The organism is Gilliamella sp. HK2 (genome assembly GCF_001690265.1).
Taxonomy (GTDB): domain Bacteria; phylum Pseudomonadota; class Gammaproteobacteria; order Enterobacterales; family Orbaceae; genus Gilliamella; species Gilliamella apicola_C.
On sequence record NZ_LZGV01000080.1, the window covers coordinates 1 to 22,335 of the forward strand.

22 protein-coding genes and 1 tRNA gene are annotated in these 22,335 nt (G+C 35.2%); 12 read left to right on the forward strand and 11 right to left on the reverse strand.

Going from position 1 to position 22,335, the window contains the following annotated elements; translation table 11 throughout:
• The 3 genes from A9G45_RS07805 to nusG all read left to right on the forward strand — a co-directional run.
• A partial coding sequence (locus tag A9G45_RS07805; protein WP_255307131.1) for an EF-Tu/IF-2/RF-3 family GTPase occupies window positions 1-519 on the forward strand: 519 nt, incomplete at its 5' end.
• A 138-nt stretch (window positions 520-657) separates the two neighbouring features.
• Window positions 658-1,059: a preprotein translocase subunit SecE gene (secE, locus tag A9G45_RS07810; protein ID WP_065566372.1), complete on the forward strand. Its 402-nt coding sequence runs from the start codon at window positions 658-660 to the stop codon at window positions 1,057-1,059.
• Between the two features lies 1 nt (window position 1,060).
• The gene (nusG, locus tag A9G45_RS07815; RefSeq protein ID WP_065566371.1) at window positions 1,061-1,606 is read left to right on the forward strand and encodes a transcription termination/antitermination protein NusG; all 546 of its coding nucleotides are present in this window, start codon (window positions 1,061-1,063) and stop codon (window positions 1,604-1,606) included.
• A gap of 125 nt (window positions 1,607-1,731) precedes the next feature.
• Here the strand turns inward: nusG and A9G45_RS07820 are convergent, their stop codons facing one another.
• Entirely contained in the window at window positions 1,732-3,651 is a 1,920-nt protein-coding gene (locus A9G45_RS07820; RefSeq protein WP_065566370.1) for an ABC transporter ATP-binding protein, read from the reverse strand.
• Between the two features lie 138 nt (window positions 3,652-3,789).
• Window positions 3,790-5,793 carry an OPT family oligopeptide transporter gene (locus A9G45_RS07825; RefSeq protein WP_065566369.1) on the reverse strand — a complete coding sequence of 668 codons (2,004 nt, stop codon included), beginning with the start codon at window positions 5,791-5,793 and terminating at the stop codon, window positions 3,790-3,792.
• 215 nt (window positions 5,794-6,008) lie between these two features.
• On the opposite strand from A9G45_RS07825, the gene mazG reads away from it, so the two are divergent.
• Window positions 6,009-6,824: a nucleoside triphosphate pyrophosphohydrolase gene (mazG, locus tag A9G45_RS07830; protein ID WP_065566377.1), complete on the forward strand. Its 816-nt coding sequence runs from the start codon at window positions 6,009-6,011 to the stop codon at window positions 6,822-6,824.
• Window positions 6,817-7,257, forward strand: a complete 441-nt coding sequence (locus A9G45_RS07835; RefSeq protein WP_065566368.1) for a hypothetical protein — start codon at window positions 6,817-6,819, stop codon at window positions 7,255-7,257. Before mazG ends, A9G45_RS07835 begins: the two co-directional genes overlap by 8 nt.
• Before the next feature lie 602 nt (window positions 7,258-7,859).
• Here A9G45_RS07835 and efp read toward each other — a convergent pair.
• A complete protein-coding gene (gene efp / locus A9G45_RS07840) occupies window positions 7,860-8,426 on the reverse strand; it encodes an elongation factor P (protein WP_065566367.1) in 567 nt (188 codons plus the stop codon).
• Between the two features lie 33 nt (window positions 8,427-8,459).
• Here efp and epmB point away from each other — a divergent pair, with 33 nt between their 5' ends.
• The 6 genes from epmB to nudC all read left to right on the forward strand — a co-directional run bounded on the left by epmB (window position 8,460) and on the right by nudC (window position 13,002).
• Window positions 8,460-9,488 carry an EF-P beta-lysylation protein EpmB gene (gene epmB / locus A9G45_RS07845; protein ID WP_065566366.1) on the forward strand — a complete coding sequence of 343 codons (1,029 nt, stop codon included), beginning with the start codon at window positions 8,460-8,462 and terminating at the stop codon, window positions 9,486-9,488.
• Window positions 9,489-9,709: 221 nt separating this feature from the next.
• Window positions 9,710-9,850: a 50S ribosomal protein L34 gene (gene rpmH, locus A9G45_RS07850; protein WP_025314679.1), complete on the forward strand. Its 141-nt coding sequence runs from the start codon at window positions 9,710-9,712 to the stop codon at window positions 9,848-9,850.
• Between the two features lie 11 nt (window positions 9,851-9,861).
• Window positions 9,862-10,218, forward strand: a complete 357-nt coding sequence (rnpA, locus tag A9G45_RS07855; RefSeq protein ID WP_081297866.1) for a ribonuclease P protein component — start codon at window positions 9,862-9,864, stop codon at window positions 10,216-10,218.
• Window positions 10,219-10,265: 47 nt separating this feature from the next.
• Window positions 10,266-10,508 (forward strand): membrane protein insertion efficiency factor YidD, encoded by a 243-nt coding sequence (gene yidD, locus A9G45_RS07860; protein ID WP_065566364.1) that lies wholly within the window; start codon window positions 10,266-10,268, stop codon window positions 10,506-10,508.
• Entirely contained in the window at window positions 10,508-12,136 is a 1,629-nt protein-coding gene (yidC, locus tag A9G45_RS07865; protein ID WP_065566363.1) for a membrane protein insertase YidC, read from the forward strand. Before yidD ends, yidC begins: the two co-directional genes overlap by 1 nt.
• A gap of 62 nt (window positions 12,137-12,198) precedes the next feature.
• The gene (gene nudC, locus A9G45_RS07870) at window positions 12,199-13,002 is read left to right on the forward strand and encodes an NAD(+) diphosphatase (RefSeq protein WP_065566362.1); all 804 of its coding nucleotides are present in this window, start codon (window positions 12,199-12,201) and stop codon (window positions 13,000-13,002) included.
• Here the strand turns inward: nudC and A9G45_RS07875 are convergent.
• From A9G45_RS07875 to A9G45_RS07890, 4 genes are all read right to left on the reverse strand, one after another.
• On the reverse strand, window positions 12,999-13,808 hold the full coding sequence (locus A9G45_RS07875) for a hypothetical protein (RefSeq protein ID WP_065566361.1): 810 nt from the start codon (window positions 13,806-13,808) through the stop codon (window positions 12,999-13,001). The two genes, nudC and A9G45_RS07875, sit on opposite strands and share 4 nt — an antisense overlap.
• Before the next feature lie 69 nt (window positions 13,809-13,877).
• Entirely contained in the window at window positions 13,878-14,663 is a 786-nt protein-coding gene (locus A9G45_RS07880) for a transposase (protein WP_065566360.1), read from the reverse strand.
• A gap of 835 nt (window positions 14,664-15,498) precedes the next feature.
• Window positions 15,499-16,218 (reverse strand): outer membrane protein, encoded by a 720-nt coding sequence (locus A9G45_RS07885; RefSeq protein WP_065566359.1) that lies wholly within the window; start codon window positions 16,216-16,218, stop codon window positions 15,499-15,501.
• A 172-nt stretch (window positions 16,219-16,390) separates the two neighbouring features.
• Window positions 16,391-16,466 (reverse strand) — tRNA-Asn (locus A9G45_RS07890).
• A 148-nt stretch (window positions 16,467-16,614) separates the two neighbouring features.
• On the opposite strand from A9G45_RS07890, the gene A9G45_RS07895 reads away from it, so the two are divergent.
• Complete coding sequence (locus A9G45_RS07895) at window positions 16,615-17,190, forward strand: TIGR00730 family Rossman fold protein (protein ID WP_065566358.1); 576 nt, start codon at window positions 16,615-16,617, stop codon at window positions 17,188-17,190.
• A 58-nt stretch (window positions 17,191-17,248) separates the two neighbouring features.
• Here the strand turns inward: A9G45_RS07895 and fruA are convergent, their stop codons facing one another.
• The 4 genes from fruA to cra form a co-directional block, all read right to left on the reverse strand.
• Complete coding sequence (gene fruA / locus A9G45_RS07900; RefSeq protein ID WP_065566357.1) at window positions 17,249-18,946, reverse strand: PTS fructose transporter subunit IIBC; 1,698 nt, start codon at window positions 18,944-18,946, stop codon at window positions 17,249-17,251.
• Window positions 18,947-18,954: 8 nt separating this feature from the next.
• Complete coding sequence (gene fruK / locus A9G45_RS07905; RefSeq protein ID WP_065566356.1) at window positions 18,955-19,890, reverse strand: 1-phosphofructokinase; 936 nt, start codon at window positions 19,888-19,890, stop codon at window positions 18,955-18,957.
• The gene (gene fruB, locus A9G45_RS07910) at window positions 19,890-21,086 is read right to left on the reverse strand and encodes a fused PTS fructose transporter subunit IIA/HPr protein (protein WP_065566355.1); all 1,197 of its coding nucleotides are present in this window, start codon (window positions 21,084-21,086) and stop codon (window positions 19,890-19,892) included. Before fruB ends, fruK begins: the two co-directional genes overlap by 1 nt.
• A gap of 213 nt (window positions 21,087-21,299) precedes the next feature.
• Complete coding sequence (gene cra, locus A9G45_RS07915) at window positions 21,300-22,322, reverse strand: catabolite repressor/activator (RefSeq protein ID WP_065566354.1); 1,023 nt, start codon at window positions 22,320-22,322, stop codon at window positions 21,300-21,302.
• Between the last annotated feature and the right edge of the window lie 13 nt (window positions 22,323-22,335).

A 22,335-nucleotide genomic window follows, 5' to 3' on the forward strand; every position in this document is an offset into this window, starting at 1 on the left:
GGTCGTGGTACAGTAGTAACTGGTCGTGTTGAACGCGGTATCATCAAAGTGGGTGAAGAAGTTGAAATCGTTGGTATCAAACCAACAACTAAAACCACTTGTACTGGTGTTGAAATGTTCCGTAAATTACTTGACGAAGGTCGTGCAGGTGAAAACGTTGGTGTATTACTACGTGGTACAAAACGTGAAGAAATCGAACGTGGTCAAGTACTTGCAAAACCAGGTTCAATCACTCCACATACTGATTTTGAATCAGAAGTGTATATCTTAAGTAAAGATGAAGGTGGTCGTCATACTCCATTCTTCAAAGGTTACCGTCCACAGTTCTACTTCCGTACAACTGACGTAACGGGTACTATTGAATTACCAGAAGGCGTAGAAATGGTAATGCCTGGTGACAACATCAAAATGACAGTATCATTAATTCACCCTATCGCTATGGCTGAAGGTTTACGTTTTGCGATTCGTGAAGGTGGTCGTACTGTTGGTGCTGGTGTGGTTGCTAAAGTTATTAAATAATTTAAAGGCTTACAATTATGAGATGAGGGTGTCATTTGATGCCCTTTCTTATCTAGTCTGTTTAGCAAAATGTTTTTATTTAAAAGAGCATTTTGGAAAGTAGATATTATTATAATATAACATAATCATGGGTTTTATATGCTAGTAAGTAACGAGGGTCAAAATACAAATACTGCTCTAGACAAATTGAAATGGTGTTTAGTTTTAGTATTGATTGCGTTTGTTGTTTGGGGAAATTTTTATTTTGCTGAACCTAATGATATATATCAACCTAATACGATCGTTCGGATTATAGCGGTTGTTGTGCTTTCGCTATTAACTTTATTCATTGCGATCACAACAGCTAAAGGTAAATCATTTTTGTTGTTTTTACAAGAATCACGAAAAGAGTTAAGAAAAGTTGTATGGCCGACTCGTAAAGAAACGACACAAACAACCATGCTGATTGCTGCTATCACAGTTATTGTTGGTTTAGCGCTTTGGGGAATGGATTCTTTATTCGGTTCAGCCATCTTTTATTTAACATCAATAGGGCGTTAATATGAGCGAAACACAACAAAAACGTTGGTATGTTATACAAGCGTATTCTGGTTATGAAGCGCGTGTAGCACAATCATTACGTGAATATATTAAATTACATGATATGGAAGATTCTTTCGGGGAAGTATTAGTACCAACCGAAGAAGTTGTTGAAATGAAAAGCGGTCAGCGCCGTAAGAGTGAACGTAAATTCTTTCCTGGTTATGTATTAGTTGAAATGGCGATGAATGATGCGACTTGGCATTTAGTAAGAAGTGTGCCAAGAACAATGGGCTTTATTGGTGGCACTTCTGATAGACCTGCCCCAATTAGTCAGCGTGAAGTTGATGCTATCATGAATCGATTACAACAAATTGGTGATAAGCCACGTCCTAAAACTTTATTTGAACCAGGTGAGCTTGTTCGTGTTAACGAAGGTCCATTTGCTGACTTTAATGGTGTTGTTGAAGAAGTTGATTATGAAAAAAGCCGCTTAAAAGTATCGGTTTCCATCTTCGGTCGTTCAACGCCTGTTGAGCTTGATTTTAGTCAAGTTGAAAAAAGCTAATCAATTTTATTAGAATAAATTATTTGATAAAATAAAAAATCACAGAGTTAAATCTGTGATTTTTTTTATTCTAGCCAATAAAATTAAACTTATTTATTACAATATTGTATTACAAGCGAGATAATCTATTCTATTTGAAATTCTTCGAGTTGCTGTTGCAAGTCCAACCACTTTAACTCGCTTTGCTCTAACTCGCTTTTCAGTTGGCTTTGTTGCAAAAGTAAACTTGTTAAATCCGATTTTTTATTGGCTTCATACATCATTGGATCAGACAGTTGTTGCTCTATCATTTGTAGTTGTTTTGCTAAATTTTCCTGTACTTGCTCTTCTTTTTGTAACTGTTTTTTTATTGGTTGCATTTGAGCGCGTAATTCAGCTTGTTTGCGCTTTTGCTCTTTACGATCCTGAGCTGAAACGTTATTATTTTCTTTTTTGACTAAATCACTTTCTTCATTAGTTTGGCGATCATTTTTTTGCTCTTCCGTCAGCCATTTTTGATAATCATCGAGATCTCCCTCAAATGGTTCAACTTTATGATCATGAACCAAATAAAATTCATCAGTCGTGGAACGTAACAAATGACGATCATGTGAAACGACAACCAAAGCTCCATCAAAATCAATCAGTGCTTCTGTCAATGCTTGTCGCATATCTAAATCTAAATGGTTGGTTGGCTCATCTAATAGTAGCAAGTTAGGTTTTTGCCATACAATTAAAGCCAAAACAAGGCGTGCTTTTTCGCCCCCCGAAAACGTTTTGACTGGTTCGCTGACTTTATCGCCTTGAAAATCATACCCACCTAGATAATTACGCAGTTCTTGTTCGGTATTTCTTGGCTCAGCAAGCTGTGTTAAATGCCAGAGTGGCGACTCATCGGGGCGTAAATATTCTAACTGATGCTGAGCGAAATAGCCAAGTTGAATACCTTTAGCAAGATTAATATGTCCTTCTTTAGGAGAAAGCTCACCTGCTAATAGTTTTATTAATGTTGATTTTCCAGCACCATTGCGCCCTAATAATCCAATCCGAGATCCAGGAACTAAATTAAGTTTAATCTTTTCTAGTATAATTTTATCATCATAACCCGCCACAACTTTTTCCATCATTAACAAAGGGCTAGGAAGAAATTCAGCTGGCTTAAAATGAAAATGAAATGGGTTATCAATATGCGCTGGCGCAATGAGCTCCATTCTTTCTAACATTTTTATACGACTTTGGGCCTGCTTCGCTTTAGTTGCCTTTGCTCTAAAGCGATCGATATAGTTCTGTAAATGTGCAACTTTTTGTTGTTGCCTTTCATAAAGCGATTGTTGTTGTGCCAACTTCGTTGAGCGTTGAGTTTCAAATGAAGAATAGTTGCCGGTATATTCAAATAAATTTCTTTGTTCAATATGAATAATTTTATTAACTAACGGATCTAAAAAATCACGATCATGAGAGATTAAAATCAACGTGCCTGAATAATTACTTAACCACTTTTCAAGCCAAATAACAGCGTCTAAATCAAGGTGATTAGTCGGTTCGTCAAGCAACAATAAATCAGAACGGCACATCAAGGCTTGTGCCAAATTTAACCGCATCCGCCAACCACCTGAATATGATTTAACTGGGGACATTAATTGCTCATTAGAGAACCCTAAGCCATGAAGCAGCGTTGCTGCTCGAGCACGAATAGTCCATGCATCGATAGTATCAAACTTTTCATGAATAACCGCAATTTGTTCACCATTATTTTGCTTATTAGCAATATCTAACTGTTTTTCTAATTGACGGTATTCCCGATCTCCATCAATGGCATATTCAATAGCAGGAATATCCAATGCAGGCGTGTCTTGATTGACCCAAGCAAGTTGCCATTGAGGTGGTATACTTAATTTACCTGCATCAGCTTGAATTTCGCCTTTTATCAGTGAAAAAAGAGTGGATTTACCGCAACCATTTTTACCCACTAATCCCACTTTTTGTTGAGGATTAATGGTTGCCGAAGCATTATCTAAAAGCAAATTAATGCCTCGACGCACTTGGATTGAATCAAATACAATCATGATATCTTGTCTATTATTAAAAATGTGTTAATAAAAATATTGTTTTAATTATTAAAAATAAGAAATAACATAAAACAATAAAAGTTGATAAAAAAGCCCTTTGTAAAAACAAAGGGCTTAAATTAGTTACTTAAATGACTATTTTTTTATAGCCGATAAAGCACGACGAATAAAGAGTGCACATATACTAACAAAAACAAAGAGACCTAAAAGTTCAGGTAATATGCCTAAATTAACTGGTATTGCCAGTGGTGCATCATTGCCACCATTGGTAATACTAATCACAATTACAACCGCTAATAAAACACCAACTAAACTTTCACCAACAATTAATCCTGAAGCAATTAATGCTGCTTTACGATCCACTTTTTTGAATTGTTGTTCTGGATCTAAATTTTGCGCTTTGGCCTTTTTATAAGCATTACGTTTAATTATCCAAGATAATAAAGTACCGATAATAATCGGTGTTGTGATATTTGGTGGTAAATAAATACCTAGACCAACAGCCAGTGCAGGTATGCGGAAATTAGACTTATTCTTGGCAAGGATTACATCAATTGCGATAATAATAGCCCCCACAGCAAGTCCAATTAAGATCATAGTCCAATCAAGTTTATGTGCAAAAATACCTTTAGCTATTGTTGTCATCAACGTTGCTTGTGGTGCGGCTAAAACTTGAGTTGTGTCCATATCTGTGCGAGGTAAGGCACCAGTAAAACCGTAAGCGTTGTATAAAATTTCTAAAATAGGCGCAATAACAATAGCACCAACAACACAGCCAAGTAATAATGCGACTTGTTGCTTCCATGGTGTAGCATTAACCAAATGACCTGTTTTTAGGTCTTGTAAATTATCGTTAGAAATGCAAGCCACAGCCAAAACAGTACTGGTAGTAAACAGTGCGAGAGCCGTGGCAAAATTGGAGCCTTCAATAGAATCCAGCATGCCATTGACTTCGCCAAGACCTAATAAGATTAATGAAATGACAATCACGGCAACAATGGCAATACCCGATATTGGGCTAGCCGATGAGCCAACAAGTCCCGCCATATAACCACAAGCCGCGGCAACTAAAAAGCCCATAATAAAAGCAAATAATACAGCGCTAAAAACTAATGTCCATGCAATACCAGCAGATAGTCCACTATCGGCAATAAATGAATAGAAAGTCACTAATAAAATGACCAACATGCTACCCATAATTAATAAAATCGCTTTTGGTGATAAATCTCGTTCGGTTGGTGCGATGTCGTTTACTGACACATCAGAACGCATAGTTTTAAATGAAATTTTTAACCCTTCAATCATCGGTTTGATTAGTGTTAGTAGAGTCCAAACTGCTGCAATAGCGATTACGCCAGCACCAATAAAGCGAATATCACTAGCCCAAAACCCCATAGCGATTTTGGATAAAGGCTGAGTAGTATCATAATCACTTATTGCACTTAAAATTGGAATACCAAAAACCCAGCCAATCATGGTACCAATTAAAATAGCAATTCCAGACATAATACCGATTAAATAACCCGCACTAAGCAAAGCTAATGAGAATCCCATCGGGAGTTGAAAAATAGATTTGCCAGCTGAAAACCAATAGGCTGTATTTTCGGATAACACACGAAAACCATTAGTAAATAGGCTAACAATAGAGGCAATAACACCACCAAATAAAATATCTTTTAACCCCTCGTTCGCCTCATTATTATTAGTTTCAGAACCTGCTTTTAAAATTTCAGCGGCGGCTATCCCTTCAGGATAAGGCAAATTACTTTTTACTACCATGACATGTCGCAATGGAATGGAAAATAAAACACCAAGCATTCCACCTGCTGAGCATACCGCAAAGGTTAGCCAAAATGGAAAGCTATGCCAATATCCAATCATTAACAAGCCAGGAAGCACGAAAATAATTGAAGATAATGTACCTGCTGCCGATGCCTGAGTTTGTATCATATTATTTTCTAAAATGGTAGAGCCCGAAAACAGTTTTAATATTGCCATTGAAATCACCGCAGCAGGAATGGCTGACGAGAATGTCAATCCGACTTTTAAGCCAAGATAAACATTTGATGCAGTAAAAATGACAGTTATAAAAGCACCAAGAATGGTACCTCTTAAAGTAAGTTCACGTAAATTATGCATATTATTTAATAGAGTTAATTTAATAAGGGGGTATTATATACTTAATTCACATTTATCGGCTAGAAGTTCCGTAAATAGCCTTATTTTAGCTGTTTTTATGGTGATTTTTGATGAAATTATTATCAACAGCATCAAAATATATTGAAATTAATATTTAAAAGAACAACCGTTTTACTATCAAACCATTTACAATGGTACAACCAATGATTCATTTTATGAGAAATATTGTGAAGGAATTACAGCGCTTACAAGCAATCACCAAACAACTCCGCGACCCAATTAATGGTTGCCAATGGGATCGAGTTCAAACTTTTGCTTCATTAAAATCTTATACACTAGAAGAAACATACGAAGTACTTGATGCCATTGATAAACAAGATACAGATGAACTAAAAAAAGAACTGGGTGATCTACTGTTTCACATTGTCTTTTATGCCGATTTGGCCAATGAGCAAGAGCTGTTTAATTTTGATGATGTTTGCCAATCTGTAGCAGATAAATTAGTTTATCGCCATCCTCATATTTTTACAGACAACCAAACACAAAAACCGAATTGGGAACAACTTAAACAAAAAGAGCGCGATCAAAAAGCGCAATATTCGTTACTAGATGATATTCCTAAGGCAATCCCAGCCCTAATGCAAGCAGAAAAAATTCAAAAACTGTGCGCCTCGGTTGGATTTGATTGGAATGATATCATTGCGGTACTTGATAAAGTAAAAGAAGAAATTAACGAAGTAGAGCAAGAGTTAGAACTCCCAAGACAAGATCCACAAAAAATAGAAGAAGAGCTTGGCGATTTATTATTTGCTACCGTCAACTTAGCAAGGCATTTAAAAATTAAATCGGAACAGTGCTTAAAGCAAGCCAATAAAAAATTTACTCGACGATTTCAACAAGTCGAATCAATACTCAAACAAAAAAATATAACTTTAATTGATGCAACACTTGAACAAATGGAAGCCGCATGGCAAAGTGTTAAGCAATTAGAACAGATTAAACTCAATAGCGAAGTGAATAAAAATGACTGAACAAAAAAATGAATTATATCAAGAAATTGAAGCATGGGCGCAAAACGCCATATTGAATAGCCCAACATGGAGCATTAATCAGCTTGATTACTCAGAAAAAAGCATCACCGTTGTTGAAATGATTATTAGTGAACTGGCTGAAAAGAACTTCAGCATTTCAGAAGAGCAATTAAACATGATCTCACAAGAATATGGCTGTTATTTATTACTCACCGCCCATAAATTATATGGTGGTGAGTTTTATTGGAATGAAGAGTTTGAACAACCCATGTTAATTTGCTGTGAACCTGATTCGATGATAGCTCTGATGACATGGAACAAAGTCAAAGGACGTTTAGTGGGGGATAAAGCCGATCATATCGCCTACTTCTTAGATGAATTTGGTAAAGCTACCTTTCAACCAGAAAAAGGTACTCATATGGTTTATTTATAATTCGCTTAAATTGAAATATAGCCTAATAAATATGATAATAGCCTCTAATATGAGGCTATATCACTGCCTAAATATTTTCACTGATAGCTTGCTAACTCGACTAACGGCAACAAACAAAACCACGCTACAATTCTGGTTATTGAAAACGACATCAATATGTTGCTTAATTTTTATTGGCAATATACGATAAAAATTAATAACAATATGGTTTAATGGGAAATATTTGATTATTTCGACTTCGTAACAAAACTTTAGAATTTATTAAAATTGAGTAATATTTTGAAAATTAATACTTACCGCTATGCCATCATCCAAAGATAAAAGCTGCAAAATATAGATCCCTTATCGCATACTAGATTCAGCAAAAAAACTCAATAAAATCAATGGGTTTTCTGAATGATTTTTAAGTGCTAGATACATTGTTTTCGGGATTATTTAATTTAGCACTTTTTAAGTTTTGTGGATAAAATTCACTATTAATGATAACTTTCGAGTAGAAAGTTGGGCTTCTCCCAAAAGTAAGCAACAGGATTTGGGTAAGTAAGAGAGAGGTCAAGAAACCTCTCTTGTTTATGATAAATTAAAATTAATCATAAGGTACTTTATTTTACGCGTGAAACATATTCACCTGAGCGTGTATCAACTTTTAGAATTTCGCCAATTTGTACAAATAGTGGCACACGTACGACAGCACCAGTTGATAGCGTTGCTGGTTTTCCACCCGTTCCTGCTGTGTCACCTTTTAGACCTGGATCGGTTTCAATCACTTCAAGCTCAACAAAGTTCGGTGGCGTTACTGCAATTGGCTGACCATTCCATAAAGTTAAAATACATTCAGCTTGATCAACTAGCCATTTGGCATTATCGCCAACTGCTTTAGCATCAGCTGAAAGTTGTTCAAATGTTTCATTATTCATGAAATGCCAAAACTCGCCATCGGTATAAAGATAAGTTAAATTCATATCCACAACATCAGCGGCTTCAACTGATTCGCCAGATTTGAAAGTTTTATCGACAGTTTTTCCTGAAAGTAATTTTTTAATTTTTACGCGGTTAATTGATTGACCTTTACCGGGTTTGTAAAATTCATTTTCAACAATGACACATGGCTCGCCATCTTGCATTATTTTAAGACCCGCTTTAAACTCATTAGTACTATAAGATGCCATAAAAGCTCCAACTAAAATTCTGAATTACAAAAAATGAGCCACATTATACAGCAAAAAATTGAACTACCAAATAATAAAGATAAATGGATTATAGAGCTTGCCAATGTTGTGACAGATATCAATGTTTTATATGCTTATTTGGATCTAGACCCAAAAACCATTTCAAGCTCTATGCAATTGGCAAAAAAGCAGTTTCCACTTCGTGTACCTATGGCTTTCATCAACCGGATGAAAAGAGGCGACAATAACGACCCTCTTTTATTGCAGGTGCTTTGCGATGATAACGAATTATTAAAAGTAAAGGGTTATAGCAATGACCCATTACAAGAGCAAGATAATGTTATCCCTGGGCTATTACATAAGTATCATAACCGAGCATTGTTAATAACGAAAACAGCCTGTGCAATTAACTGCCGTTACTGTTTTAGGCGACATTTCCCTTATCACGATAACCAAGGCAATAAAAAAAACCTGGCTTTTGCACTTGAATATATTGCTAACCATCCAGAACTTGATGAAATTATTTTATCAGGTGGTGATCCTTTAATGGCTAAAGATCATGAAATAGCATTTTTGATTAATGCCTTAGAACAAATCCCACATATTAAACGTTTGCGTATCCATACCCGTTTAGCCGTTGTTATTCCTTCACGAGTAACATCTGAGCTTTGCAAATTATTTTTTGAAAGCAGGTTGCAAATTGTAGTAGTTACTCACATTAATCATCCCAATGAGATTGATAATGATGTTGCTAATGCAATTAGACTTTTAAAACAAAGTGATGTGACAACACTGAATCAGAGCGTGTTATTGAAAAATGTTAATGACAACGCCAAGGTTTTAGCACAGTTAAGTAATCGGCTTTTCGATATTGGTATTTTGCCTTATTACATCCATTTGTTAGATAAAGTGCAAGGCGCCGCCCATTTTTTAGTCGAAGATGATGTTGCAAAAATCATAATGAAACAGTTAGCCGAAAAGATATCGGGTTATTTGGTACCTAAATTAGCACGCGAAGTCGGTGGCGAAAAAAGTAAGCGTGTACTTGCTTTTATGGATTAGTTGATTTATTTTTGTTTTTTTAACCTATTATGTTATAAGAATTTGTTTAATTTTATTCAATTGTGCCATAATGAACTGTTAATGGTTCTTATTCAAATAAATCGGTGAAAATCTCATTGACGAAAAATAAAATAGTCTCTATAATTCCGACTTCTTTAATTAATGCTGTGGAGTTTAGACTCTGCAACCTGTTGATAAATTAGATTTGGATATAAATCGTCATGAAACGCACATTTCAACCATCAGTATTAAAACGCAATAGAACTCACGGTTTCCGTGCTCGTATGGCAACTAAAAACGGTCGTCAAGTTCTTGCTCGCCGTCGTGCTAAAGGCCGTGTTCGTTTAACTGTTGCTAGCTGATTTAAAGTTGGGTGATTAAGTTCACTTTTCCTCGGGAGTTACGATTGCTAACTCCCTTTGATTTTAATCATGTCTTCCAAGAGTCCGTGCGGGCTAGGTCGCCGTTTTTAACTTTAGTGGCCCGTAAAAATAACTGTAACCATATACGGTTAGGGTTTGCTATAGCGAAAAAACAGGTAAAAAGAGCGCATGAGCGTAATCGTATTAAACGATTGACTAAAGAGTATTTTCGACATCATCAACATCAACTTCCTAATATTGATTTTATTTTGATGGCTAAACAGCCTGTTATAGATTTAGATAATCAACAAATCGTTGAAACACTCAATAAATTATGTCAACGAATCATAGCCAAGATCGATATTTAAATAAATTCATATCAATTATTAAGCTGCACGTTTATGCATGTAACCACATGATAGTTAATACTTTTGTTTTTTTTGTGCGTATTTATCAACGTTTTATTAGTCCTTTATTTGGTCCAAAATGCCGCTTTACGCCGACATGTTCACAATATGCAATAATTGCACTAAGACGCTTTGGATTCATAAAAGGTGGTTGGCTAACAGCTAAACGTGTATTAAAATGTCATCCTTTACATGACGGAGGAGAAGATTTTGTTCCTCCAAAAACTAAAACCAATAGAGAAAAACACTAATGGGATCTCAACGTAATATTTTAGTCATTGCTTTACTTTTTGTATCTTTTTTTATTTGGAAAGCGTGGGAGGAAGATCACGCACCTAAGCCGCCGATCACAAACCAATTAACACAACAAATAGGTGATGATAATTCAACAGATAGCTTGGCACAGGGTAAAATAATTACTGTAAAATCAGATGTGTTGTCACTCACTATTAATACTTATGGTGGTGATGTACAAGCTGCACAATTATTAAAATATGAGCAAACACTGCATTCTGGTACGCCTTTTCAGTTATTAGCATCACGTCCTGATTTCATCTATATTGCTGAAAGTGGTTTAACTGGTAAAGATGGCCCAGATAATGCTAAACAAGGTTCAAAACGCCCAGTATATAAAACTGAAAAATCAGAATATGTTTTAGCTGATGGTCAAGATGAGTTGCGTGTTCCATTAACTTATCAGGTCAATGGGGTAAGTTATACTAAATATTACATATTACATCGTAATAATTATGCTATTGATGTTCAATATAACATCAACAATCAAAGTAGCCAGCCGATTGATGTTTCTATGTATGGGCAACTAAAACAAACTATCAAATTACCTGATGATATTCCAACTGAAGGTGGTAGCGGGTTAGGGCAAAGTGCATTCCGTGGTGCAGCTTACTCTAGTTCTAGTAGCAACTACAGTAAATACAGTTTTGACGATATCAAAGATAAAGCTTTATCGGTCGAGACACAAACAGGTTGGATTGCGATGCTGCAACACTATTTCGCTTCAGCATGGGTGCCAGCACAGGATACAAATAATCTATTTTACTCTCGTGCAACTGCGAATAATTCACAAGCAACAATTGGTTTCAAAGGTGAGCCAACCATTATTCCTGCAGGTAGTACACAAACCATTAGTGCCAAATTATGGTTAGGACCTGAAATTCAAAACCAGCTTAAAGAAACTGCAAATCATCTTGATTTAATTGTTGATTACGGTTGGTTATGGTTCTTGTCACAACCGCTTTTTTATTTATTGAAGTTTATACAAAGTTTTGTTGGTAACTGGGGCTTCTCGATTATTGTTATTACTTTTATTGTTCGAGGTCTTTTATTCCCATTAACTCGAGCACAGTATCGTTCAATGGCAAAAATGAAATTATTACAGCCTCGTATAGAAGCTTTGAAAGAGCGTTATGGTGATAATAAACAAAAATTGAGCGTTGAAACAATGGCTCTCTACAAACAAGAGAAAGTCAATCCATTAGGCGGTTGTTTACAAATAATTATTCAAATGCCGATTTTCTTGTCATTATTCTATATGTTAAGTAGCGCAGTTGAATTACGCCATACACCATTTGCGCTTTGGATTTATGACTTATCTGCGCAAGATCCTTATTATATTTTGCCTTTATTAATGGGTGGCTCCATGTTCTTAATTCAAAAAATGTCACCAACTCCGGCTACCGATCCATTACAACAAAAATTAATGACTTATATGCCATTAATCTTTACTGTGTTCTTTTTATGGTTCCCATCAGGCTTAGTTTTATATTATATCGTCAGTAACTTATTCACAATTGTCCAGCAACGCCTTATCTACTGGGAACTTGAGAAAAAAGGACTTCACGAGAAAACAAAAAAATAATATTGTTAAAAAAGGAGGAGGAAACCCCTCCTTTTTTCGTTTTTACTTTTGGCATTTATAATATGAATATACAACAACAATTTAATTTAACTGGCAGTGAAATAGGTTATTGGTTTGTAAGTACTAATGGGCGATTATGGTTGCCTGATGGTGAAGTTCCTGTAGGGCGTGCTGATGAACTTGGTTTTACGAATAAACGAGCTCAACCAATAGGTGAATTGAATGGACAAACTGCTTGGCTCATTTGTAGTGAAATAAAAAATGCGATGAGTTCAATCCGTCCATTACTTGATATCGCAGATCAATCCTTGTTTAATATGGCTGGACGAGCTGTGCAGCTTTCTGAGTTTTATCGCTCCCATAAATATTGTGGATATTGTGGATATGAGATGTATATCAGTAATACCGAATGGTGCTGTATGTGTGATCACTGCAAAGAACGTTACTACCCACAAATTTCACCATCTATTATCGTAGCAATTCGCCATAAAAATAAAATTTTATTAGCCAAGCACGTTAGACATAATCAAGATAACTTGTACACCGTATTGGCGGGTTTTACCGAGATTGGCGAAACAATGGAAACCGCCGTTGAACGGGAAGTATTTGAAGAGTCAAAAATAAAAATTAAGAATATTCGTTATGTTGGATCGCAACCTTGGCCATTTCCAAATTCATTAATGATGGCTTATTTGGCTGATTATGATAGTGGTGAAATAGTGGTAGACAAAAATGAACTTATTGAAGCAAACTGGTACCATTACACGCAATTACCTAAAATTCCTGAGTATGGCACCATTGCTAGGCGGTTAATAGAAGATACAATTATACTTTGCCGCCAATATGACGAATATGGCTGTGACTAATCATATTGAATTGTTCTGGTTAGATTAACGGTTTTTGATTCGCTACCTGCTGTAATACAAACAGCTTTAGTCCAATCGTTGTTTTGATTATATTCCGAGTAAGTACAAGTTTCTGTTAGTTCAACCTCTTGCTCATTATTCTCATTAATGATGATGTCACCATTTGATGATAACTTAAATGTTTTAGTAATGGTCTTTTCTATTTGCTCGTTATCATTATATATGACATCTTTTTCTTGTGATAATACTGGGAATTTCGTGTTTGCATCGACAGGAACATAAGCATTATATAATACAAGCTCTACATGATCATTATCATAAATAATTCTACTGCTAAATATCACGTTATTTTCGGCAAAATGTGATAAGGTTGTCTCAACCAAACGACCTTGCTCATCAAATTCTGTGCTTGCAACGATATCATTATCATTATTCTTCATACCAAGAATATTTTTTGATGAATCAAAAACAATGTCATAAACATTTCTGGTGTCGTTCATGCCATAGCTATATTTAGCCGTATCATAGTTTATTTCACCATGTAATCCTTCTAAATCATAATTAGTGACAAAGCCTTGTTCATTATAGTTAATCGTTTTATTTGATGAACCTTGGATTTGTTGTTGTTTAATTTTTTTACTAAATGGTAAAAGTTCTGGCTCAGTATGAAAAAGATAACTATTAATAACCGCAGTTGGTAATTGTGATAATCGGGTATCGTCAGGTGTTTTTTTACCATCACAACCATTGATTAAGAGTGCACTGCTAATTAAGCACATATATAAAAATAAATTATTTTTTTTCATAGAACTGATATCCATTTATGTTATTGTTTGAGAAATTTATGATAAAACGTCAAATTATCAAATTAATTGTTAATTATTACCTTCTTCTTTATATTTACACCAAATGGCAAGCGCATCACAGTGCCAATACTTCATCATTTTGCACCAATTAGATCGCCATTTACGCACGGTATCGTTGTGTAAGTTAAGTGTTTTTGCTATTTGCAAATTATTTGCTCCAGAAACAATCAAATCAATAAATTGTAACCATAATTCAGGTTTCGGAATACGGTTTAAGCTGGTATCTCTTAAAATATTAAAACTATGTCGACAACATCGGCAACGATAGCAAGCTCGATTTCCAACTTTAGTTGTTTCGTTAGATCCACAATATATGCAGGTTTGATTTTGTTCACCCAATAAATTCGTTACTTTGTCTTTAATTATTTTATATTGTTGTTCTAAAGTTGGAATTAATGTTGTTTGTTTTTTATGAGTATACCAATTATGTAATGATGGATAATTGTTTTGAAGATAATTAATAATTGCACATTCCCGACGAATAACCTTTGCCAGTGAAATATCAAGCTGTTTAGCAATATTGTTATAACTGATATTTTTTATACGGTTAATAAAAATAACTTCTAATTCATTAAATGGCACTAAACGACGGAAAGGGGTGTTGGTTGAAGCAGTAAAATATTTATGACAAGCTTTACAGCGGTATGTTTTAGTTGGTTTTGACCGAACTTTATAAAATTTAGTATTTTTACAAAATGGGCAAACTTCTACATGTTGTGATGCTATTTTTTCTAGATTATGATGAAAAGCTTTAAATTCATCATGCAATTCGGCTGGTGCGAGTTCATAAATCATTTTTATTCCCTTATCGCTTATCCTTGTAAATATTATCAGATTTTTCCCTAAACATATAGCTTTATTGACATTTTTTGCATTTATTACTTTGAGAATGTATTTATTGTATTGATTTATATTTTTCTGTGGTTTATTTATAGTAAATACTGTTAATAATTCATCGGCGAAGATGGCTATTAAAAATATAACTATCGACTAAAATAGCACAGCAATAAGTATAAAATTCTCTATAATACAAGCTTCAGTCATTAAAATGACCAAGCACTAAATTATAATTATTTTAAAATAAGCTTATGTTGACACTTTTTTACTGACTTTAATCGTATATCAGAAAGCAAGGATATCAATGGCATTATAAGCGAGTATATCAAGCATATTACGAGTTAAAGTTTGATCTAAAGGTAAAAAACGTATTGCCCGACGAAAAGTAGAAAATATATCGACAAGTAAACTTATCTGCTGTTTACAAATTGAAAAATAGAGTTAAAGATTGTTTTCAAACTACTAAAACCTAATCAAATAGTTCAGTAAATAACCAACTCATTGTAAGCTTAGCAGTTCAAGCATGTGGAAAATCAATACTGATATTTCTTATTAGGATTTGCAATATGAATACTCTGTAATAAATCATCTTTACGGTTAAGCGACATAGACTCTTAAATATTTTTACAAATTTATAAAATATGACGCCTATTGAACATGAAGCATTGACATAGGTAGCGTAATCTTTTAAATGAGCTTTATACTAACTATGAGGTTTTTTGTAACTAATTTTGATGCAGCACTTGTTAATCAACTAAAAAGGACTACAGCCCTTTTTAGTTTAATCAATTGATTAGAAGTTATAACGAACACCTGCTAATAGATCAATTGATCTTAATTTACCACTTGCATTAGTTCGATAGTATTCGTTATATTCTTTAATGGTTACTTTACCAGCATCTACATAACGAGCGGTGAAATCAAGAGCTAGGTTATTATTAACTTTATAAGCAGCCCCTGCAGCAACATTCCATGCAAATTTAGTTTTTGTTTTTGATAATGAACGTTCATAATCAACACCATCAACAGAAACATTCCATTTTTCTTTATGATTATGCTCTAATTTGGTGAATGCAACACCTAATCCTGCACCAACAAATGGAATAATTGGTGAGTCTATTTCAATATCATAATAACCGTTTAACATTAACGTATTCATACGTGCTTTTACTTTTTGCGTAGTGCGAAGGCGATAATCCTCATATGTGCTATATCTATTTTCTGTTTTCTCTGCGTTACCACGTAAAGTATAAGATAATTCAACTCGAGCTGGTACATCATAATTATAAAGGTTATAACCTAAATTTAAAGCACCTGCTAATTTAGTTTTATGCATTGAGTCGAAAATATCGTCTTTTACTATACGACTTCTATAATGTAAAGTATCTTCAATGTCGCTCACTTTTAAAATAGTAGCACCTAATTGCCCGCCTAAATAAAATCCATTGGTCTCAGCGTAAGCAAAATTTGAGAAACACGCAAATGTTGTAAGTGCAATTAATGTTTTCTTCATTTTATTTCCTTTTCTTTAATTATTTCTGGTTATAAAAAAACCAATCGATTATAAAACATTAAATTTCTAAAATCTATATATTTAATATTATTGGAAATAAATTTGTATGATTTGATATAAATAATTATGCGATAGGTAACCTGCTATAAACAGGCTATAAAAATTCGGTGAATGGCTCCTCCAACAGGACTTGAACCTGTGACATACGGATTAACAGTCCGCCGTTCTACCGACTGAACTATGGAGGAACACTTAACGGGTGAAATATTAACGATCTATGGCGATTATGTCAATATCTAAAACACTAAACACAACCGACTGCTCAGCTTGTAAACAAATAAAGTGATTGCTGTGCTAAAATAGTAAGAAAATAACATATCGGGTAGAATAAAATTTATGAAAAAAAATATTTGTGTTTTTTGTGGTGCTAATGATGGAAGCCACTTTGAATATCGTACACAAGCAGAACGGTTAGGTAAAACTTTAGCTGAACAAAATCGACGTCTAATTTATGGCGGTGGCAATAAAGGCTTAATGGGGGTGATTGCCAATGCAGTATTAGAGCATGGCGGCGAGGTCATCGGTATTATTCCGAAACGTTTAGTCGAAGCTGAAACTGCTCATCATGGTATTACACGTTTAGAAATAGTTGATAATATGCATCAACGCAAGGCAAGACTTGCAGAGCTTGCTGATAGCTTTATTGCCATGCCTGGTGGAACAGGCACACTAGAAGAAATTTTTGAGGTGTGGACAGCAATGCAAATCGGTTATCATGAAAAACCCGTTGCATTGTTTGATGTAATGGGATTCTGGCAACCCATGCTTAATTTTTTACAGCATGCTGTGGATGAAGGTTTTATTCGAGATAGTTTTTATCAAACATTAATTGTTTCGGAAAATTCGCAATCTTTACTACAAAAAATAGATCACTTTATTGCCAAAGATTTACAACGTTGGGTTAAAAAATAATTTATTCACAATAAAAAACGCCATCAGATGATGGCGCTTTTATTTATATAATTAGATATTAGGCCGTAGCTGTCGTTTCAGTTTGCTCTGGTTGTTTAATAAATGCATATGCCACGCCAGCAATCACAGCACCAACAACAATAGATAACAAATAACCACCAACTGGCTTAACCACACCTGGAATAGCTAAAGCAAATAATCCACCATGAGGTGTCATTAATGTTGAACCAAAGGCTAATGCCATACCACCTGTAATTGCTCCCCCAATGATACAACATGGGATAACACGTAATGGATCGCGCGCAGCAAATGGAATTGCGCCTTCTGATATAAAGCATAAACCTAATACCAAAGACGCCTTACCACTTTCTTGTTCAGCTTTAGCAAACTTCTTGCTAGCAATTAGAGTTGCTATCCCCATCGCTAAAGGAGGAACCATACCGCCTGCCATAACGGCTGCCATTGGCGCATAAACTTGAGAGGAAATTAGACCAGTACCAAATGCATAAGCAACTTTATTAATTGGTCCACCCATATCAGTACACATCATACCACCTAAAACTGCCCCTAAAATAACTGCATTTGCTGTACCCATTGAATTTAACCATTCCGTTACAATTTTCATTATCCATGAGATTGGTGTACCCACAATATACAGCATCACAAGACCAGTAATTAATGTTGCAAATAGAGGCACAATTAAGATTGGTTTTAATGCTTCTAAAGTGTTCGGTAATGGTAAATACTTTGTAATTGAGTGTGCAAGGTAACCAGCAAAGTAACCAATAATGATACCACCTAAAAATCCTGCACCGGTCGAGACTGCTAGTAATCCACCGACAAGCCCTGGAGCAAGCCCGGGTCTATCAGCAATGGAATAAGCAATATACCCCGAAAGCAGTGGCACCATAAGTGAGAAAGCAAGCCCTCCAATTTGTGCTAAGTGTGGTTCACCAATTAACTTTTGCACGCCATCGACCATTTCAAATGAACCAAAGGCAAATGAAAGTGCAATAATTAGACCACCTGCAACTACCATTGGTAACATATAAGATACGCCAGTTAATAGATGTTGATAAACGCCTTTTTTCTCATTGCTTGATTTAGCTGTTGAAGCGCTTGTTGTCGGTTGATAAACTGTTGCTTCTTCAAATGCTTTATCAAATTCTTGGGCGGTCTTTTTAAGTGCTGGACCAGTTTTAGTACGATATAGTTTTTTGCCAGTAAACTTACTTAAATCAACATCAATATCACAAGCAGCAATTACCACATCAGCAGAAGCAACCTCTTCTGGTGTTAATTCATTGCCGACACCAACCGAACCACGAGTTTCGACTTTACACCACCAACCGCGTTTTTTTGCTTCTTCTTCAATAGCTTCAGCTGCCATAAAAGTATGTGCAACCCCTGTTGGGCAAGCGGTAACAGCCACAATACGTTTTACGCCTGTATTATTATTTGCTGTAGGAGCAGCTTCTGTTGGTTGTTGATAAACCGTTGCTTTACTTGGTGCGTCGGTTAAAATTTGTTTTGGATCAGCAAAAATTTGATTTAAATCATTAACAACATAAACTTTTTTGCCAACAACAGATATATCACTGATAGCTCCAGATCCAACTCCAATCACCACATCAGCAGATGTTGCACTATCAACCACATTTAAATTTAATACATGCGCAGCTAAAGCCAATTCAGCTTTAGCTAAACGTCCATTAACTGGCCCTGTATTATTACCTTCTATAATATATATATTCATGAATACTCCTATTCAGAAATTATTTCAATTTTTTCTATCATATTGGTTACAGCTTGACGATCAGATATACCAACCCCTGCTTGTTCAACTGATAAAGCGGCAACGCTTGATGCAAATACTAAAGTATCTTTGATTGATAGGCTAGTCATCAAGCCATACATTATTCCAGCAACCATTGAATCCCCTGCACCAACAGTGCTAACAACTTGGCATTTAGGTGGCTTTGCTAACCATGCTTCATTTTGAGTTACCCATAAAGCGCCTTTGCTTCCTAGTGAGATAACCACATTTTCAATGCCGTCATTAACTAGCTCCATCGCTGCTTCTTTGACATCTTCTAATGTGGGTAATTTACGCCCTACCCACATTTCTAACTCTTTGTCGTTTGGTTTTATTAACCATGGTTTGGCTTTTAATCCCGCGACTAATGCATCTCGGCTACTATCGAATACAATTTTGGGGCAAATTGCCTTAATCTGCTCCATCCAATTTGTAAATTTATCAAGTGGGACACCTGTTGGTAAGCTACCACTGATAGCAACCAAATCAATATCTTTTAGCCATTCAAGAGAGTTGTTGACAAAACTTTGCCAATCTTGTTCAGTAATAGTAAAGCCTGAAAAGTTTAAATCTGTCACTTCACTATTTTCTTCAGTCAATTTAACATTGATACGTGTACGACCTTCAACAGTTTGAAATTGGTCTACCACACTTAATGATTGAAATAATAAATTAAAGCCATCGCGGTTATCTTTACCTAAAAAACCACCAACTGTTAATTTTACATCTAGATCGGATAACACTTTCGCAACATTAATGCCTTTACCCGCAGCAAGTAATGCATTTGTTTGCACTAAGTTCACATCGCCAAGTTCAACTTTTGGGCAAAACCCTAAAAGATCATAAGCGGGGTTTAATGTTATGGTTGCAACACGACAAATCATTAATTTATCTCCTCACCCAAACCGCTTTCAATTGCTTTTCCAATGGCATCAAGTGCTTGCTCTGCATCATCTCCCACAGCGGTAAATTGTAATCGGCTCCCTTTTTTGGCACCAAGTGCAACAATTTTCATTAAGCTGGTTGCACTCACTGGCTCACCTTTACCATCTAAATTAGCAACAGTCACTTTACTGCTAAATTCTTTGACTAATTTGACTAGCACAGAAGACGGACGAGTATGTAAACCATTTTCGTTTGGAACAACAAATTCACGGCTTAACCCTTCGCTTGACGGAGTAGAAACAGGTATCGGATCTTTTTCAGCATCTACAGCTTGAGATGCAGATGATGCTTTAGTTGGGTCAAGTAACTGCATTAACTGCTCTGCATTTGCCGTTAACAATTGCTCTAATTGTTGATTAAATGCTAAGGTCGCAATTTGGTTGATTGTCGCTGAAACAGAATCATCAATAGCTGACATTGTAATAAGCAATTTAACTGGCTGACCATCTTCGTTTAGATCACTGATCGTACGGCTTATTACAATGCCGTTTTTTAGATTACCTTCGGCACTGTCACTGAGCCAAACGCCATGACCTAAATAGTTTGGTTTATTATCTAAGGCATGAGTAATAAAACGCGTATTTACAGCTTGTTGTTGTTTTAATCGTGATGCGTTTAACGCTTGTAAAGTAGCTAAACTATCTACAGGTATATCTAATAATAGTGATGATGAATTAATGGCAAAATGGCTATCTTCTACGCTTGTTTTACCAGTTAAAATAGCTATTGCTTCATCTGTTGTTTTAATATTTTTAATTCGCTCTTCAACACCATCTGCACCAAGTACATGAGTTAATTGACGAAGTAGCTCTAAGTGCTCATCAGAACTTGCAGCAATACCAATTGCAAGATAGGCTTTTTCACCATCATCACCCCATTCAACACCATTTGGAAAACAAAATACTTGCACGCCTGTTTTTTTTACCAAATGACGAGTTTTTGTTGTGCCATGCGGGATCGCAAGGCCAATACCTAGGTACGTTGCGGCTTGTGTTTCACGCTCAAGCATTCCATCAACATAACCTTCTTCAACAAATCCTGCATTAGTTAAGGCTGCAGCAACTTTTTTTATCGCTTCAGTTTTATTGGTTGCTTGTTCATTTAAATGGATGTTTTCTTTAACTAAATGAAACATATAATAAATCCCTCTGGGTTAAAATGTTGGGTCAACTAAAATGACTCAGCAAATATGAATCCTATAATTAATAATTTTATTGAATCGTTTCAGCAATAATGAATATAAAAGAGCAAATTATCAAATAAATTATTTCTATTAATAAATAATATGTGATCTAGATCTTATTTTTGGCTAAAAATTCAAAGCTTATTATATAATAAATAGTTATTTTTATTTATCGTTAATGCAAATTCTACTTAAACTTCCTCGATAAATTAAACGCCGAGGAATAACAGTTGTTCCCGATTCGTAGCTTTTTTTATGTAAGCTATCTAGTAATAATTTTATCGTCACTTCCGACACTTCTTTATGGTCTTGTGAAAGAGAAATAACTTTACATGGTAAAAAATCAAGCAATTCATTATCACCAAAAGTTGCAATAGTTAGGTTATCAGGTAAGTGGCCGAATTTTTTTAAAATTGAATCTATAGCACCTTGTAATAATGAAAAAGAAGTTGTGAAAATACCATCTGGAATATCATGGGTTTCAAGCCAATAGCTAAAAGCCACTTCAGCGTCATGACGACTATAATTATGCGCACACAAAAAATCAACCTGATTAAAACGAGCTGAAGCAACCTCTTTAAAACCTTCCATACGAAGTTGACTCACCGATAAATTAGGTAAGGCGCCGATATAAGCAACAGCTCCTGTAACAAATCGACTAAATGTACTAGCTAACGTTTTAGCATCTTGTTTATCAGCACCTACAATATTTCTAAATGTAGCAGTTGATAATGTTCTATCTAATGCAAATAGGGGGATTACAGAGTTTTGCCAATCATCATAAAAGGCATAATCTTGCTCAGAAACAAAAGAGGAAGAAATAACCAAAGCATCAACTCGGCGTTGTTGAAGGTGCTTAACGCATTCTTTTTCGATTAGTGGATTATCTTCAGAGCATGACAATAATAATTGATATCCTTCCTTTCTTACCAGTTGCTCTAAATAATTAGCGATGCGGGTATAACTGTTGTTTTCTAAGTCAGGAATAATAATACCAATAGTTCGTGTTTTACCTGCTCTAAGGCCTGCTGCAACAGCATTAGGTTGGTAATTATACTCTTTTACCACCGACATAACTTTTTCAATTGTTTTGTCACTAACCCGATATGTTTTGGCTTTACCATTCACCACATAACTAGCTGTAGTTCGTGAAACACCAGCTAAAAATGCTATTTCTTCTAATTTCATAACTTTATCTCAG